This is a genomic window from Bradyrhizobium sp. CCBAU 53421, assembly GCF_015291625.1.
GTDB lineage: Bacteria > Pseudomonadota > Alphaproteobacteria > Rhizobiales > Xanthobacteraceae > Bradyrhizobium.
Genome location: NZ_CP030047.1, coordinates 6,526,203 through 6,540,655, shown reverse-complemented (window position 1 = coordinate 6,540,655; position 14,453 = coordinate 6,526,203). Strand labels below are relative to the sequence as shown.

8 protein-coding genes are annotated in these 14,453 nt (G+C 66.3%); 6 read left to right on the top strand and 2 right to left on the bottom strand.

Translation table 11 applies throughout. The features are described 5' to 3' along the window. Positions 1-137: 137 nt before the first annotated feature. The 5 genes from XH92_RS30875 to XH92_RS30855 all read left to right on the top strand — a co-directional run bounded on the left by XH92_RS30875 (position 138) and on the right by XH92_RS30855 (position 9,225). The gene (locus XH92_RS30875; protein WP_194455494.1) at positions 138-1,661 is read left to right on the top strand and encodes a UxaA family hydrolase; all 1,524 of its coding nucleotides are present in this window, start codon (positions 138-140) and stop codon (positions 1,659-1,661) included. Between the two features lie 236 nt (positions 1,662-1,897). Then, complete coding sequence (locus XH92_RS30870; RefSeq protein WP_246787759.1) at positions 1,898-2,395, top strand: GDSL-type esterase/lipase family protein; 498 nt, start codon at positions 1,898-1,900, stop codon at positions 2,393-2,395. Positions 2,396-2,537: 142 nt separating this feature from the next. Further along, on the top strand, positions 2,538-5,795 hold the full coding sequence (locus XH92_RS30865; RefSeq protein WP_194455493.1) for a DUF2126 domain-containing protein: 3,258 nt from the start codon (positions 2,538-2,540) through the stop codon (positions 5,793-5,795). A gap of 20 nt (positions 5,796-5,815) precedes the next feature. Continuing rightward, positions 5,816-8,350 carry a circularly permuted type 2 ATP-grasp protein gene (locus XH92_RS30860; RefSeq protein ID WP_194455492.1) on the top strand — a complete coding sequence of 845 codons (2,535 nt, stop codon included), beginning with the start codon at positions 5,816-5,818 and terminating at the stop codon, positions 8,348-8,350. Beyond that, the gene (locus tag XH92_RS30855; protein ID WP_194455491.1) at positions 8,347-9,225 is read left to right on the top strand and encodes a transglutaminase family protein; all 879 of its coding nucleotides are present in this window, start codon (positions 8,347-8,349) and stop codon (positions 9,223-9,225) included. Before XH92_RS30860 ends, XH92_RS30855 begins: the two co-directional genes overlap by 4 nt. Positions 9,226-9,265: 40 nt before the next feature. On the opposite strand, the gene XH92_RS30850 is transcribed toward XH92_RS30855, so the two are convergent. Together XH92_RS30850 and XH92_RS30845 are read right to left on the bottom strand one after the other, a co-directional pair. Then, positions 9,266-10,768, bottom strand: a complete 1,503-nt coding sequence (locus XH92_RS30850; RefSeq protein WP_194455490.1) for a sensor domain-containing diguanylate cyclase — start codon at positions 10,766-10,768, stop codon at positions 9,266-9,268. Between the two features lie 172 nt (positions 10,769-10,940). Further along, a complete protein-coding gene (locus tag XH92_RS30845; protein WP_194455489.1) occupies positions 10,941-12,647 on the bottom strand; it encodes a methyl-accepting chemotaxis protein in 1,707 nt (568 codons plus the stop codon). Positions 12,648-12,993: 346 nt separating this feature from the next. Here XH92_RS30845 and XH92_RS30840 point away from each other — a divergent pair, with 346 nt between their 5' ends. Beyond that, complete coding sequence (locus XH92_RS30840) at positions 12,994-14,376, top strand: ethanolamine ammonia-lyase subunit EutB (RefSeq protein ID WP_194455488.1); 1,383 nt, start codon at positions 12,994-12,996, stop codon at positions 14,374-14,376. Positions 14,377-14,453 lie beyond the last annotated feature (77 nt).

Sequence of the window (14,453 nt, the reverse complement as noted above, 5' to 3'; positions counted from 1 at the left end):
AGGGGCCTCTGTCCGGCGAGCACCATCGTTGTAACTGGCACTGCGCCTCGCCCCTCACCCGAATTCTCGCTGCGCGAGAATTCGACCTCTCCCCGTAAAGGACGGGGAGAGGTGAAGAACTCCAAAGGAGAACTCCCATGGCCTCGGCTCAAGTGATCCGCCTGCATGCCGACGACAGCGTCCTGATCGCGCGTGCGAGCCTGCCGCCGGGGCTTGAGGTAACCGAGGGCGTCACCACGGTCGATCGCATTCCGGCCGGCCACAAGGTCGCGATCAAGCCGATCGCGCAGGGCGAGCCGGTCCGGCGCTACGGCCAGATCATCGGCTTTGCGACCCAGCCGATTGCGCCCGGCCAACACGTGCACACCCAGAACTGCGGCATGGGCGATTTCGCCAAGGACTATGCCTATGGCGTCGACGTCAAGCCGGTGCCGAACTTCGATCTGCCGGCGACCTTCGAGGGCATCCGCCGCGCCGACGGCCGCGTCGCGACGCGCAACTATATCGGCATCCTCACCTCGGTGAATTGCAGCGCCCATGTCGCCGGCATCGTCGCCGACATGTTCAAGAAGAACCCGTTCACCGGCGACAACCCGCTGGCCGATTTCCCGAACGTCGACGGCGTCGTCGCGCTGACCCACAAGACCGGCTGCGGCATGACCCAGGACGAGCCCTTGGCGCTGCTTCGCCGCACGCTCGGCGGCTATGCGCGGCACGTCAATTTCTCCAACGTCATCGTGCTCGGCCTCGGCTGCGAGGTGAACCAGATCGGCGGCCTGATGCAGGAGCAGAAGCTCGCCGGCCGCCTGCGCGCAATGGACATCCAGGAGGTCGGCGGCACGCGCAAGACCGTGGAAGCCGGCGTTGCCTTCGTGAAGGAAGCGCTTGCCGACGCCAACAAGATCAAGCGCGAGGCAGTGCCGGCAAGCGAACTCACGGTAGCGCTGCAATGCGGCGGCTCGGATGGTTACTCCGGCGTGTCGGCCAATCCGGCGCTCGGCGCAGCGAGCGATCTGCTGGTCCGTCACGGCGGCACCGTGATCCTGTCCGAAACACCCGAGACTTACGGCGCCGAGCATCTGCTGACCCGTCGCGCCGTCAGCCGCGAGGTCGGCGAGAAGCTGGTTGGCCTGATGCGTTGGTGGGAGGAATACACCCAGCGCGAAGGCGCCGAGATGAACGCCAATCCGAGCCCCGGCAACAAGGCCGGCGGCCTCACCACCATCCTGGAGAAGTCGCTCGGTGCGATGGCCAAGGCCGGCAGCACCAATCTCGTCGACGTCCTACGCTACGCCGAGCCCGTCACCAAGAAGGGTTTCGTGTTCATGGACACGCCCGGCTACGACCCGGTCGCCGCCACCGGGCAGGTCGCTGGCGGTGCCAACCTCGTCTGCTTCACCACCGGCCGCGGCAGCGTGTTCGGTTGCAAGCCCGCGCCGTCGATCAAGCTCGCCACCAACACGCCGATGTACAAGCGGATGGAAGACGACATGGACGTCAATTGCGGCACCATCCTCGACGGCGAGGAGAGCGTGCAGGAATGCGGCCAGCGCATCTTCGACCTGATCCTCAAGACTGCCTCGGGCCAGCCGACCAAGAGCGAGAGCTTTGACTTCGGCGGCGCCGAGTTCGCGCCGTGGGTGCTCGGCGCTACGATGTAGTTTGGGGCTACGATGTAGCCTTACACTCCGCCGTCGTCCCGGCGAAAGCCGGGACCCATAACCACCGGCCGTGGTGAAGCGCGACGTGCCTGCCACTGCCTCTTATCGATAGATCACGCGGTATGGGTCCCTGCTTTCGCAGGGACGACGAGTTCTATTGACGCGGCGCCCCGGATTGCGCTTCGCTGCATCCGGGCTACTGATCGTGAGCTGTTCGTCTACTGGACGGAGAAAACATGCGCGTGCGCCGATTGGTTGGATGTCTCGCATTCCTGGCCGCCTTGACCCTCGGCGTCGGTTCGGCCGGCGCGGCAACGATCGTGGCGCTTGGCGCGAGCAACACCTACGGCAAGGGCGTCGCGCGCAACCAGGCCTATCCCGCGCAGCTCGAAGCAATCTTGCGCGCGAAGGGGTTGAACGTCCGCGTCGTGAACGCCGGCATCAATGGCGACACCACGGAAGGGATGCTGCAACGCCTGGACCGGGCCGTCCCGAACGGGACCCGTGCGGTGATTTTACAGCCGGGCGGCAACGATCGCCGCAAGGGCAGTCCCGACCGGACAGCGGATATTCAAAGTCGCCTCAGCGCCCGTGGCATCAAGGTGATCATGCTCGCTAACGGGATGCTAGGCGCACTTCCACATCAGCCTGATGGTGTGCACTTGACCCCCGAGGGTTATCACATGCTCGCCGAGCAGCTCGCGTCGCAGGTATCCGGCGCGATCGGCCGCTAGCGGCTGAGGGCAACTAGCCGCGCCAATTGCCGACGTCGGGAGACCATGCGGATATTTCGTGGGCAATCGCTGCCCGTTGTTAATGCTTGATCCATACCGGAACCAGTGTTCTGCTCAAAAAAGCTGCTGGAGTCCTCGGTCCGTGTCGATCTTCGTCGCACTGCATCACGTCACGCACTACAAATACGACCGGCCGATCGATCTCGGGCCCCAGACCATTCGGCTCCGGCCGGCGCCGCACACCCGCACGCCGATTCTGAGCTATTCGCTCAAGGTCACGCCCGCCAATCACTTCGTGAACTGGCAGCAGGATCCGCAGGGCAACTGGCTGGCGCGCTACGTCTTTCCCGAGAAGACCACCGAGCTCAAGGTTGAGGTCGACTTCACCGCGCAGATGACAGTGGTCAATCCGTTCGACTTCTTCGTCGAGCCCTACGCCAACAGCTTTCCGTTCCAATATCCCGCCGATCTCAAGACCGAGCTCGCGCCGTATCTCGAGACCGATGCGCCCGGGCCGTTGCTCGCGGCGTACCTGAAGGACCTTCCGCGCCAGGCGGACTCCACCGTCAATTTCCTGGTCGAGCTGAACGCGCAGTTGCAGAAGACGATCAGCTACGTGATCCGCATGGAGGCCGGCATCCAGACGCCGGAGGAGACGCTGGCCGCGGGCTCCGGCTCCTGCCGCGACTCGGCGTGGCTCTTGATCCAGGCGCTGCGCCATCTCGGGCTCGCCGCCCGTTTCGTCTCCGGATATCTCATTCAGCTGCGGCCCGATATCGATCCGCTCGAAGGACCGCGCGAGGTCGAGAGCGATTTCACCGACCTGCACGCCTGGGCCGAAGTCTATCTGCCGGGCGCGGGCTGGATCGGGTTCGACGTCACTTCCGGCATGCTGACGGGCGAGGGACACATCCCGGTCTGCGCCACGCCACACTACCGCTCGGCCGCGCCGGTGACCGGCACCGCCGGTATCGCCAATACCGAGTTCGGCTTCGAGATGAGCGTCAAGCGCATCCGCGAGGCGCCGCGGATCACGAGGCCGTTCTCCGATCAATCCTGGGCGCGGCTCGACCGGCTCGGCGAGCAGGTCGATGCCGATCTGCAGAAGGACGACGTGCGGCTCACCATGGGCGGCGAGCCGACCTTCGTCTCGGTCGACGATCTGGAATCGCCGGAGTGGAACGTCGCCGCGGTCGGTCCGACCAAGCGCGCGCTGGCCGACGAATTGATCCGCAAGCTGCGCGCGCGGTTCGCGCCGGGCGGCCTGCTGCATTACGGTCAGGGCAAATGGTATCCCGGCGAGAGCCTGCCGCGCTGGGCGTTCGGCCTCTACTGGCGCAAGGACGGCAAGCCGATCTGGAAGAATGCCGATCTGATCGCGAGCATCGAGAATCCGCGCAAGGCCGAGATCGCGGAAGCCAAACGGTTCGTCGAGGCGACCGCAGCGAGGCTTGGTCTTGGCGCCGACTATGTCATGCCGGCCTATGAAGACCCCGGCTTCTGGCTGCAGCGTGAGGCTGGCCTGCCTGCCAATGTCAGCCCTGCGAACTCCAAACTGACCGATCCGGAAGAGCGCGCCCGGCTGGCGCGGGTGTTCGACGAGGGACTGACTACGCCGAAGGGCTATGTGCTGCCGATCCAGCGCTGGACGCCGCTTGCCGACAAAATCCCTGCGCGCTGGCGCAGCGAGCACTGGAAGATCCGGCGCAGCCACCTGTTCCTGTCGCCGGGCGATTCGCCGCTGGGCTTGCGGCTTCCGATCTCCTCGCTCGAATATGTCCCGCCGGACGACTATCCCTACATCATCGAGCAGGATCCGATGGCGCCGCGCGATGCGCTCTCGGACGAGCTACGGCAAGCATTGAAGGAGATCCCGGAGCCGCTGCCGGTGCGTACCGCGATGTCGATCGAGCTGCGCGACGGCGTGCTGTGCGCCTTCATGCCGCCGGTGGAGAAGGTCGAGGACTATCTCGATCTGATCGCCGCGATCGAGGCCGCGGCCGAAGAGCTGCAGCTGCAAGTCCATGTCGAAGGCTACGCGCCGCCGTTCGATCCGCGCATCGAGGTGATCAAGGTGACCCCGGACCCTGGCGTCATCGAGATCAACGTGCAGCCGGCACAGAGCTGGCGCGAGGCCGTCGACATCACCCTCGGCCTCTATGAGGACTCCGCGAAGACGCGGTTAGGCGCCAACCGTTTTCTGATCGATGGCCGCCACACCGGCACCGGCGGCGGCAACCACATCGTGGTCGGCGGCAACAAGCCGGAGGATTCGCCGTTCCTGCGCCGCCCGGATCTCTTGAAGAGCCTCGTGCTGTACTGGCAGCGCCATCCGTCGCTGTCCTATCTGTTCTCCGGCATGTTCATCGGCCCGACCAGCCAGGCGCCGCGGATCGACGAGGCGCGGCATGACGGGCTCTATGAGCTCGAGATCGCGCTGTCGCACGTGCCGCCGCCGGGGATGGACGCGCCGCTGTGGCTGGTCGATCGGCTGTTCCGGCACATCCTGGTCGACATCACCGGCAACACCCATCGCGCCGAGATCTGCATCGACAAGCTCTATTCGCCCGATGGTCCGACCGGCCGGCTCGGCCTGGTCGAATTCCGCGCGCTCGAAATGCCGCCCGATCCGCGGATGTCGCTGGCGCAGCAGCTCTTGATCCGCGCGCTGATCGCAAAACTGTGGCGCGAACCGCAGCAGGGCAAGTTCGTGCGCTGGGGCACCGCGCTGCATGACCGCTTCATGCTGCCGCATTTCCTCTGGGAGGATTTTCTGGGCGTGCTCGCCGAGCTCAAGCAATCCGGCTACGACGTCGAGCCGGAATGGTATCAGGCCCAGCTCGAATTTCGTTTTCCCGCCTTCGGCCGCGTCCACCATGGCGGCGTCGGCCTCGAGCTGCGGCAGGCGCTCGAGCCCTGGCATGTGCTGGGCGAGGAGGGCACCTCGGGCGGCACCGTGCGCTACGTCGATTCCTCGGTCGAGCGGCTTCAGGTGAAGGCGACGGGATTCGTCGAGGGCCGCCACGTCATCACCTGCAACGGCAGGCGGATGCCGATGACCGAGACCGGCCGCGCCGGCGAGGCGGTCGCCGGCGTCCGCTTCAAGGCTTGGCAGCCGGCATCCGGCCTGCATCCGACCATTCCCGTGCATGCGCCGCTGACCTTTGACCTGATCGATACCTGGAACGGCCGCTCGCTCGGCGGCTGCGTCTATCATGTCGCCCATCCCGGCGGCCGCAACTACGAGACCAAGCCGGTCAATTCCTACGAGGCCGAGGCGCGGCGGCTGGCGCGCTTCCAGGAGCATGGCCACACCCCCGGCAGGATCGAGCCTCCGCCGGAGGAACGCACAATTGAGTTTCCCTTGACCCTCGACTTGCGGACGCCGCTCCTGCAGTAATTGGGCGCAGGGGAAGTGGAATGACCGGATCGGGTGGCCAAGGCGGCAGCAGTCAGGAGAGCAGGGCCCGTCCCGGCCAGCGCCGAATGGCGCAATGGACCCGCGACTATGTCCGGCTACCCGGAATTCCCGACGAATATATCGCCGAGAACGGTGCGCCGCGGCCGGTCTGGGCTCGCTTCTTCGATGCCTTTGCCGCGCTGTCGCCGGCCGACATCGAGCGCCGCTTCGCCTCCGCCGACCGCCATCTGCGCGAGGCGGGCGTCACTTACCGCGCGCCCGGCGACACCTCCGACCGGATCTGGCCGCTCAGCCATCTGCCGCTGATCATCGACGCTGCCGATTGGCGGCAGCTCGCCGCCGGTGTCGCGCAACGCGCGCAGCTATTGGAAATGGTGCTGGCCGATCTCTACGGCGACGGCCGTCTCGTCGCTGAGGGCGCGATTCCCGCCGCGGCCATCGCCGGCAGCAGCGAGTATCTGCGCGCGGTCAGCGGCATCAAGCCGCCGGGCGGCCGCTATCTGCATCTCTATGCTGCCGACATCGGCCGTGGGCCCGACGGCCGCTGGTGGGTGCTCGGAGATCGCACCCAGGCGCCGTCAGGCGCGGGCTATGCGCTGGAAAACCGCCTGGTGCTGTCGCGCGCCTTCTCCAATCTCTACAAGTCGATGAATGTCGAGCGCGTCGCGCCGTTCTTCGAAGCGTTCCGCGATTCACTGCGCGCCAGTGCCGACCGCGACGAGCCGCGGATCGGCCTGCTGACGCCAGGTGCGTTCAGCGAGACCTATTTCGAGCATGCGACGCTGGCGCGCTATCTCGGCTTCCTCCTGGTCGAGGGGGACGACCTCGCGGTCTCCGGCGACCGCATCCACATCCGCACCGTTGCCGGCTTGAAGCGGCTCGACGTGCTGCTGCGCCGGGTCGATTCCAATATGCTCGATCCGCTCGAGCTCGACGCCTCGTCCTATCTCGGTGTGCCCGGGCTCGTCGAGGTGCTGCGCAAGGGCGGTGTCGTGGTCGCCAACATGCCGGGCTCGGGCGTGATGGAGGCGAGGGCGCTGCTCGGCTTCCTGCCCAATCTGTGCCGGCGTCTGCTCTCCGAAGACCTGATGATGCCGCACATCGCAACCTGGTGGTGCGGCCAGAAGTCCGCCCGCGAGCAGGTGCTGTCGCGGCTCGACGAATTCGCGATCGAGGGCGCCTATGGCCGTGGCGTCGCGGATTTTCCGGGCAACGGCCCGGTGCTGCCGGGCGAGCTGTCGGCCGCGGACCGCGACCGCCTGAAGGATGCGATCAGCCATCGCGGCATCGACTATGTTGGGCAGGAGCTGGTGCGGCTGTCGACCACGCCGGTGTGGGAGAACGGCCGGATCGCGCCGCGTCCGTTCGTGCTGCGGGTATTCGCCGCGGCGACGCCGAACGGCTGGACCGTGCTGCCGGGCGGCTTCTGCCGGATCGCCGACCGGGCCGATGCGCGCGCGGTGTCGATGGGCGATGGCGCGGTGTCCGCCGATGTCTGGGTGGTGTCCGACAAGGCGGTCGCGACCTCGACCTTGCTGCCGGCGGTCGACACCGTCCGCATTCGCCGCATCGCCGGCGTGCTGCCGAGCCGCGCCGCCGACAATCTGTTCTGGCTCGGCCGCTATCTCGAGCGCGCCGAGGCCACCATCCGCCTGATCCGCGCGCTGTGCACGCCGCTGCGCGATCCGGCGCGGGCCAATGCGACCGGCTCGACGCCGGCGATGCATTCGGCCGAGCGTATCCAGCGCATGCTGGTCACCTGGGGCGCGGCCTCGCAGACCGCGCGCGCCAATCCCGCCAAGGTCGCGCTCGAAGCGTTGCAGAGCGAGGAGAAATTCGGCTCGGCGCTGTCGCTGGTGCGGTCGGCGCAGCGCACCGCGACGTCGCTGCGGGAGCGGCTGTCGCCGGATGCCTGGCAGGTCATCACGGAGATGGCCGATCGGCTCGCGATCGAGGTTCACGACGATGACGGCGTCGTCAGCGCCGCCGAGCTGACCTTGCAGGAGCTCGCGAGCTTCGCCGGCCTCGCGCAGGAGAACATGAACCGCGCCGCCGGCTGGCGCTTCCTCGAGATGGGCCGCCGCGCCGAGCGCGCCATCAACACCACCCGCTTTGCCCGCCAATTCGCCTATGACGAAGCGGGTGACGAGGACCTCGACGTCCTTCTGACACTGGTCGATTGCCAGATCACCTATCGCTCGCGCTATCTGGTGCAGCCGCTGCTCACGCCGGTACGGGATCTCGCGGTGCTCGATCCCTACAATCCGCGCTCGGTCGCATTCCAGGTCGCGGCGCTGAACGAGCATATCGCCGCACTGCCGAGCCTGAAGGAACACGGCCTGATCGAGCGGCCGCAGCGGCTCGCGGTCGCGGTCGAGGCGATGCTGACGACGGCCGAAGCCGGGAGCCTCGACGTCAAGACGCTGTTTGCGCTGGAGCAGGACCTGCTCAACCTCGCCGATTCGGTCGGGCTGCACTATTTCCCGCACGGACCGAATGCCAGCCGGCCGGAGAAGCTCACGGGGCTGGCGTGATCTACGACATCCGTCACGTCACGACCTACAGCTACGAGACCCAGGTCAGCTTCGCGCGCTGCTCGCTGCGGCTGGAGCCGGTCAGCGGCGACGGACAACAGCTGGTTTCCCATTCGGTCGAGATTCGCCCGAAGCCGGCGGAGCGCACCGCGCGGCGTGACTTCTTCGGCACGCTGACCGAAAGCGTCTTGATCGAGACCGCGCATCGCAGTCTGCGCATCGATTCCCGCTCGCGGGTCTCGGTGGCGCGGCAGCCGCCGGCGCGGGACGCCGCCAGCCCGCCCTGGGAGAGCGTGCGCGACAACGCGTTCGAGGCGTTGAGCCTCGATGCGGCCTCGCCGGTCGGCTACGTCTTCGCCAGCGCGCTGGTGCCGGTGCTGCGGCCGGTGACGGCCTACGCGTCCGCGAGCTTTTCGCCGGGTGGCGGCATTCTTGCCAGTGCGGCCAACCTGATGCGCCGCATCCGCGGCGACTTCAAATATGATCCCAAGGCGACCGTGATCTCGACGCCGCTTCGCGACGTGTTCGAGAAGCGCCACGGCGTCTGCCAGGATTTTGCCCATGTGATGATCGCGGGCCTGCGCGGCCTCGGCCTGCCGGCAGCCTATGTCAGCGGCTATCTGCGCACCATTCCGCCGCCGGGCCAGCCGCGGCTGCAGGGCGCCGACGCAACCCACGCCTGGGTGTCGGTCTGGTGCGGCAGCGCGCTCGGCTGGGTCGGGTTCGATCCGACCAACGATCTCATGGTCGCCAATGATCACATCATCCTCGCCATCGGCCGCGACTTCGCCGACGTCTCCCCGGTCGACGGCGTCATCGTCGGCGCCCGCAAGCAGAAGCTCAGCGTCGCGGTCGACGTGGTACCGGTGGAGTGAGCCGAGGAGGGCGTCTTTGGCTGCGCCGCGGCGATCTCGATCAGGCGACGTGCCGCTTGCCCGATTTGTCCCACCCGATCGGGCTGACGATGACGCGGTCGCGGCCTTCATGCTTGGCTTGATAGAGCGCAAGGTCAGCGGCCTTGAGCAGATCGCGCGACGTGCGCTCGTGATCAGGGACGAGGCAGGACAATCCGATGCTGACGGTCGGCAATCCATGTTCGGATTCGCGCGCAGCGGTCAGCTTGGCGCGAATCTGTTCGGCAACCTCCAAGGCGCCCGCCTTGCCGATGCCCGGCAGCAGCACCGAGAACTCCTCGCCTCCATAGCGTGCGCCGAGGTCGGTTGCGCGCTTGGTGCTGGTTGCGATGCATTGTCCCACGGTGACGAGCACGGCGTCGCCGGCCTGATGGCCATAGGTGTCATTAAAGGTCTTGAAATGATCGACGTCGATCATCAGCAGCGACACCGGCGACTTTGCCCGCATGCCACGCCGCCATTCGACGTCGAGCGTATCGTCGAGACGGCGGCGGTTGGCGAGACCGGTCAGCGCATCGGTGCTCGCGAGGTGCGCAAGCCGGCCTTCCGCGGCGGCCCGCCGTTTGAGCGCGGCCAGCAGGTAGAACATCAGGACGATCGAGAAGCCGCAGAGCGCCGCCACCACGCTTCCGATCAGCCAGAGCTGTTGCCACCAGTCGGCATAGATGCCGTCGAGCGCGAGGCCCTCGGCGATCAGCAGCGGATGGCGTCCGACCGCCTGAAAGACATAGAGCCGGCTGACATGATCGACGAGCGATTTCGTCGTGTAGAAGCCGGATTGCCGTGCGGGGAACTGCTTGAAAACCTGTGAGTCCCTGATGCTTTGACCGATCTTGCCGATGTCGAACGGTGCCCGCATCAGCATCACGCCATCGGTGTTGAACAGCGCCATGCTGTCGCCGACGCCGAAGTTCAGCTTGCGAAACAGATTGTGGAAATAGCTGAGCCGCATGCTGCCCGCGACCACGCCGGCAAAGGAGCCGTCGTCATTGCTGATGCGCCGGCTCAGGCTGATCAGATATTCGCCGTCCGAGGTAATCCAGGGCGGGCTGATGAACAGCCCGTTGTCCGCTCGCGCCTGATGCACCCGGAAGAAGTCCCGATCGGCGAAATTTGCGGTCCGCGGCGTCAACGTCCGGGAATCCAGCGTGACGTCTCCCGCCGTGTTCAGCACGAGGATCGAGCCGAGATCCTTGGCGGTGGCGGCGCGGTCGAACAGCACGACCTGGCGAAGCTCCGGGCTGATCTTGCCGAGCTCAGGCAGCTTGACGCCGTCGGCGACCGCCTGCAGCGACAGGTCATAGAGCTCGATGTTGCGGTCGATCTCGCTGGCGATGGAGGCGACGAGGTTGGTCGCGCCTTCCTTGGCGTGCTGATAGTCCTTGCCGGCCATTTCCCAGAGAACGGACGCGCTGATCGCCGAAAAGCACAACACGAGACCGATCCCGAGCGCGAGCAGCCGTTTGGTCGGCACCGCCTTCGGCTTTGGCACAAGCCCGTTCATTACTCGCTTCCGCTTCCCCGCGCCCCCGCGCTCTGCCACTTTCTATAGGGGCATCAAATTGAGAAAGGCGACCTCAAGCACGGGCAATTTGCGCGCCTGTGTTGGCAGACTCTTAACCATCCCAGATGGGTCGGACCCCGTCGTGGGGGTCCGGACAGATCGGCTGATCCGTTCAGGTTCCGGTCCGTCGCAGGTCCTCGGCGGCGTCGCTGCGCAAATTGCGGAAGAACTGCTCGACCTCGCGCGACAGCGTCTCGGCGGTTGCGGTCAGATCATTCGATGCCGCGAGCACCGATTCCGCCGCCTTGCTGGTCTGGTCCATGTCGTCGCGGAGCGAGCCGACATTCGTAACCAGGGTTTCGTTGCCCTGGGCGGCCATCTGCGCATTGGCGGAGATTTCGCGCGTGGCCGCGTCCTGCTGGCCGATCGCGCTGGCGATATTTGCGGTGACGTTGCTGATCTCGCGCACCGCCTGGCCGATCTCGCGCACGGCGGCCACCGAGTTGCGGGTCGAAGCCTGGATCAGGCCGACATTCTCGCTGATCTCGGCGGTTGCCTTGGCGGTCTGCCCGGCCAGCGCCTTGACCTCGTGCGCGACGACCGCGAAGCCGCGGCCGGCGTCGCCGGCGCGGGCGGCTTCGATGGTGGCGTTGAGGGCAAGCAAATTGGTCTGCTCGGCGATCGCCTGGATCAGGCTCAGCACGCCGTCGATGCGCTGCGTGGTGGCGGCAAGGCTCTCGATCTCGGTGATCGACCGGTCGGTGCGCACACCTGCCTGATCGACCGCGCCGGAGGACTGCTTGACCTGGCGGCCGATCTCCTCGACCGAGGCGGAGAGCTCTTCGGCCGCACCTGCGACCGCGGAGACGTTGCTCGAGGCCTGCTCGGTCGCGCCTGCCGCCGCAACCGCCCGGCCGTTGGCGTCCGCCGCGACGGTCGCGATGGTCTGCGCGGTTTGACGCATCGTCGTAGCGTTGTCGTGCACCGCACGGAGCACCTCGCCGATGGTGCCGCGGAACGTCTCGACGAAGCGCTCGATATGCCGGCCGCGCTCATCGCGGGCCTGGGAGTCCTGCACGACCTGTGCGTTCAGGGTACGATTGCGGTCCATCGCCTCCTGGAAGACCTTGATGGCGCGGGCCAGTGCGCCGATCTCGTCGCTGCGCCCGACATGGGGCACGTCGACGTGGTCGGCGCCCTCGGCAACCTGCTTGATGGTCGTGGTGATCTGCGACAGCGGCCGCGCCACCGAGCGGGCGATGATCAGCACGCCGAGCACCACCACGATCAGGGCTGCCGCGCCGAGCCCGGTCAACAGCAGCGCCAGCTCGCGATTGGTGTCGGTCTGCTGCGCCAACCTCTTGCTGCGCTCGGCGTAGACCTTGGAAAGCGCCTCGAGGTCCTTGTTCAGTGCGGTGCGCACGTCGCGGTTGGCGTCGTTGTCGCCCCACTCGCGCCCGGCGGCGGCGCCGATTTCGATGCCGCGGCGGACCAGCTCCTTGCGGAATTCGATGAACTGCTCGATGCGCTTCTTGAACACCGCGAACTCCGCGGCGTCGTCGGCCTGCACCAGGGTTTCCCAATTCCTCACCACGCCGAGGATGCGGTCGTTGAACGCCAGCAGCCCGTCGCCGTATTTCTTCACCGCCGCAGGTTCGGTCGACATGTAGATGCCGCGGGATTCCATCACCACCGCGTAGACCAGCGAGTTGACCCGCTCGACATTGAGCGCGGCGCGGCTGGCGAGATCGACGGCCGCGGTCAGCTCGGCGTTGCGCCGCGCGCTGTAGTCGGACAGGACGGTGATGGCCGCGGTCAGCGCCGCAATCAGCGCAAACGTCGAGTACAGCCTGGCAGCAAGCGAGAATCGGGATGCCATTGGAGGCCGGGATGTGGGGATGGGAGATGTGACGGGGGTCGGCATTGAGGGCACTCCAAGAGGCCGGGGAGTACCTTCGGCCAATTAAAGCTTATGCAAAATCTTCATGGACAATTTCTTAACGGGTGCGTTCGGCGCCGCCGCAACCGTTAAAATCTCTAAATAATACCAACGTCTTATGCAGCTCGCCGAGGCGGTCGGTCGCGGCGGCCTGCCGCCCGTGTTGAATGACGGGCCGCGATCATCATCACTCATCAACGTCTCGCGCGCGCAGGGCGAAGCCGATGGCACGACTTTCGCAAAGAGGTGCTAGGCTACGCTGTCCCCAGCCTCGACTCGAATTCCCATGCTCTATCGTCACACCATCGACGCCACCAATTATGCATTCGACGATCTGCGCATCCTGCTTGCCAAGGCCTCGCCGCCGCGCTCCGGCGACCGCCTGGCCGGCATCGCGGCCGACAGCGCCGCGGAGATGATCGCGGCGCGGCTCGCACTTGCCAACGTTCCGCTCAAGCAATTCCTCGACGAGCCGGTCATCCCCTATGAGGACGACGAAGTCACCCGCCTGATCCTCGACAGCCACGACGTCGCCGGCTTCCTGCCGGTGTCGTCGCTCACCGTCGGCGGCTTCCGCGACTGGCTGCTGTCGGACGCCGCCACCGGCGGTGCGATCAGCAGGATCTCGCGCGGCATCACGCCGGAGATGGTGGCTGCGGTGTCGAAGCTGATGCGCAACCAGGATCTGATCCTGGTCGCGAAGAAATGCGAGGTGACGACCCGGTTCCGCAACACCATCGGCTTGCGCGGGCGAATGAGCACGCGGCTGCAGCCGAACCATCCATTCGACGATGCCAAGGGCATCACCGCCTCGATCCTCGACGGGCTGCTGCTCGGATCCGGCGATGCCTGCATCGGCATCAATCCGGCGAGCGACGATCCGAACGTCATCGGCAGCCTGCTGCGGCTGCTGGACGACGTCATCACGCGGCTCGGAATTCCGACGCAGGGCTGCGTGCTGACCCATGTCACGACCACGCTCGGACTGATCGGGCAGGGGCTGCCGGTCGACCTCGTATTCCAGTCGGTCGCCGGCACCGAGGCGGCCAACCGCAGTTTTGGCGTCGACCTGTCGCTGCTGCGGGAGGCACGAGAAGCCGGGCTGTCGCTCCGCCGCGGCACGGTCGGCGACAATGTGATGTATTTCGAGACCGGGCAGGGCTCGGCGCTGTCGGCCAACGCCCATCACCAGGTCGACCAGCAGACCTGCGAGGCGCGGGCCTATGCGGTAGCCCGCGCGTTCGATCCGCTGCTCGTCAACAGTGTGGTCGGCTTCATCGGTCCGGAATACCTCTATGACGGCAAGGAAATCATACGGGCCGGCCTCGAGGACCATTTCTGCGGCAAGCTGCTCGGCCTGCCGCTCGGGATCGACGTCTGCTACACCAACCACGCCGAGGCCGATCAGGACGACATGGACAATCTCCTGACCCTGCTTGCGGCCGCTGGCGTGAATTTCATCATGGGCGTGCCGGGCGCCGATGACGTAATGCTGAACTATCAGTCGACATCGTTTCACGATGCGCTCTACGTCCGCGACCTGCTCGGCCTGAAGCGGGCGCCCGAATTCGACGACTGGCTGGCGCGTGTCGGCCTTGCCAGGCAGGATTTCCGCCTCGTGGCCGATGCGGAGCGGCTTCCCGACCTCGCTGCCAGGCTCTTGACCTGACGGGATGGCGAAAATTCTGCAGAGCAACTATCTCGTCTTTATGACGTTAAGTAGTGCCACAATGTTGAAGAATTTCT

Coding starts and splice junctions, on each gene's coding strand:
- XH92_RS30870 (WP_246787759.1), top strand. CDS start 1,898: ATGCGCGTGCGCCGATTGGTTGGATGTCTCGCATTCCTGGCCGCCTTG.
- XH92_RS30845 (WP_194455489.1), bottom strand. CDS start 12,647: ATGGCATCCCGATTCTCGCTTGCTGCCAGGCTGTACTCGACGTTTGCG.
- XH92_RS30875 (WP_194455494.1), top strand. CDS start 138: ATGGCCTCGGCTCAAGTGATCCGCCTGCATGCCGACGACAGCGTCCTG.
- XH92_RS30840 (WP_194455488.1), top strand. CDS start 12,994: ATGCTCTATCGTCACACCATCGACGCCACCAATTATGCATTCGACGAT.
- XH92_RS30860 (WP_194455492.1), top strand. CDS start 5,816: ATGACCGGATCGGGTGGCCAAGGCGGCAGCAGTCAGGAGAGCAGGGCC.
- XH92_RS30850 (WP_194455490.1), bottom strand. CDS start 10,768: ATGAACGGGCTTGTGCCAAAGCCGAAGGCGGTGCCGACCAAACGGCTG.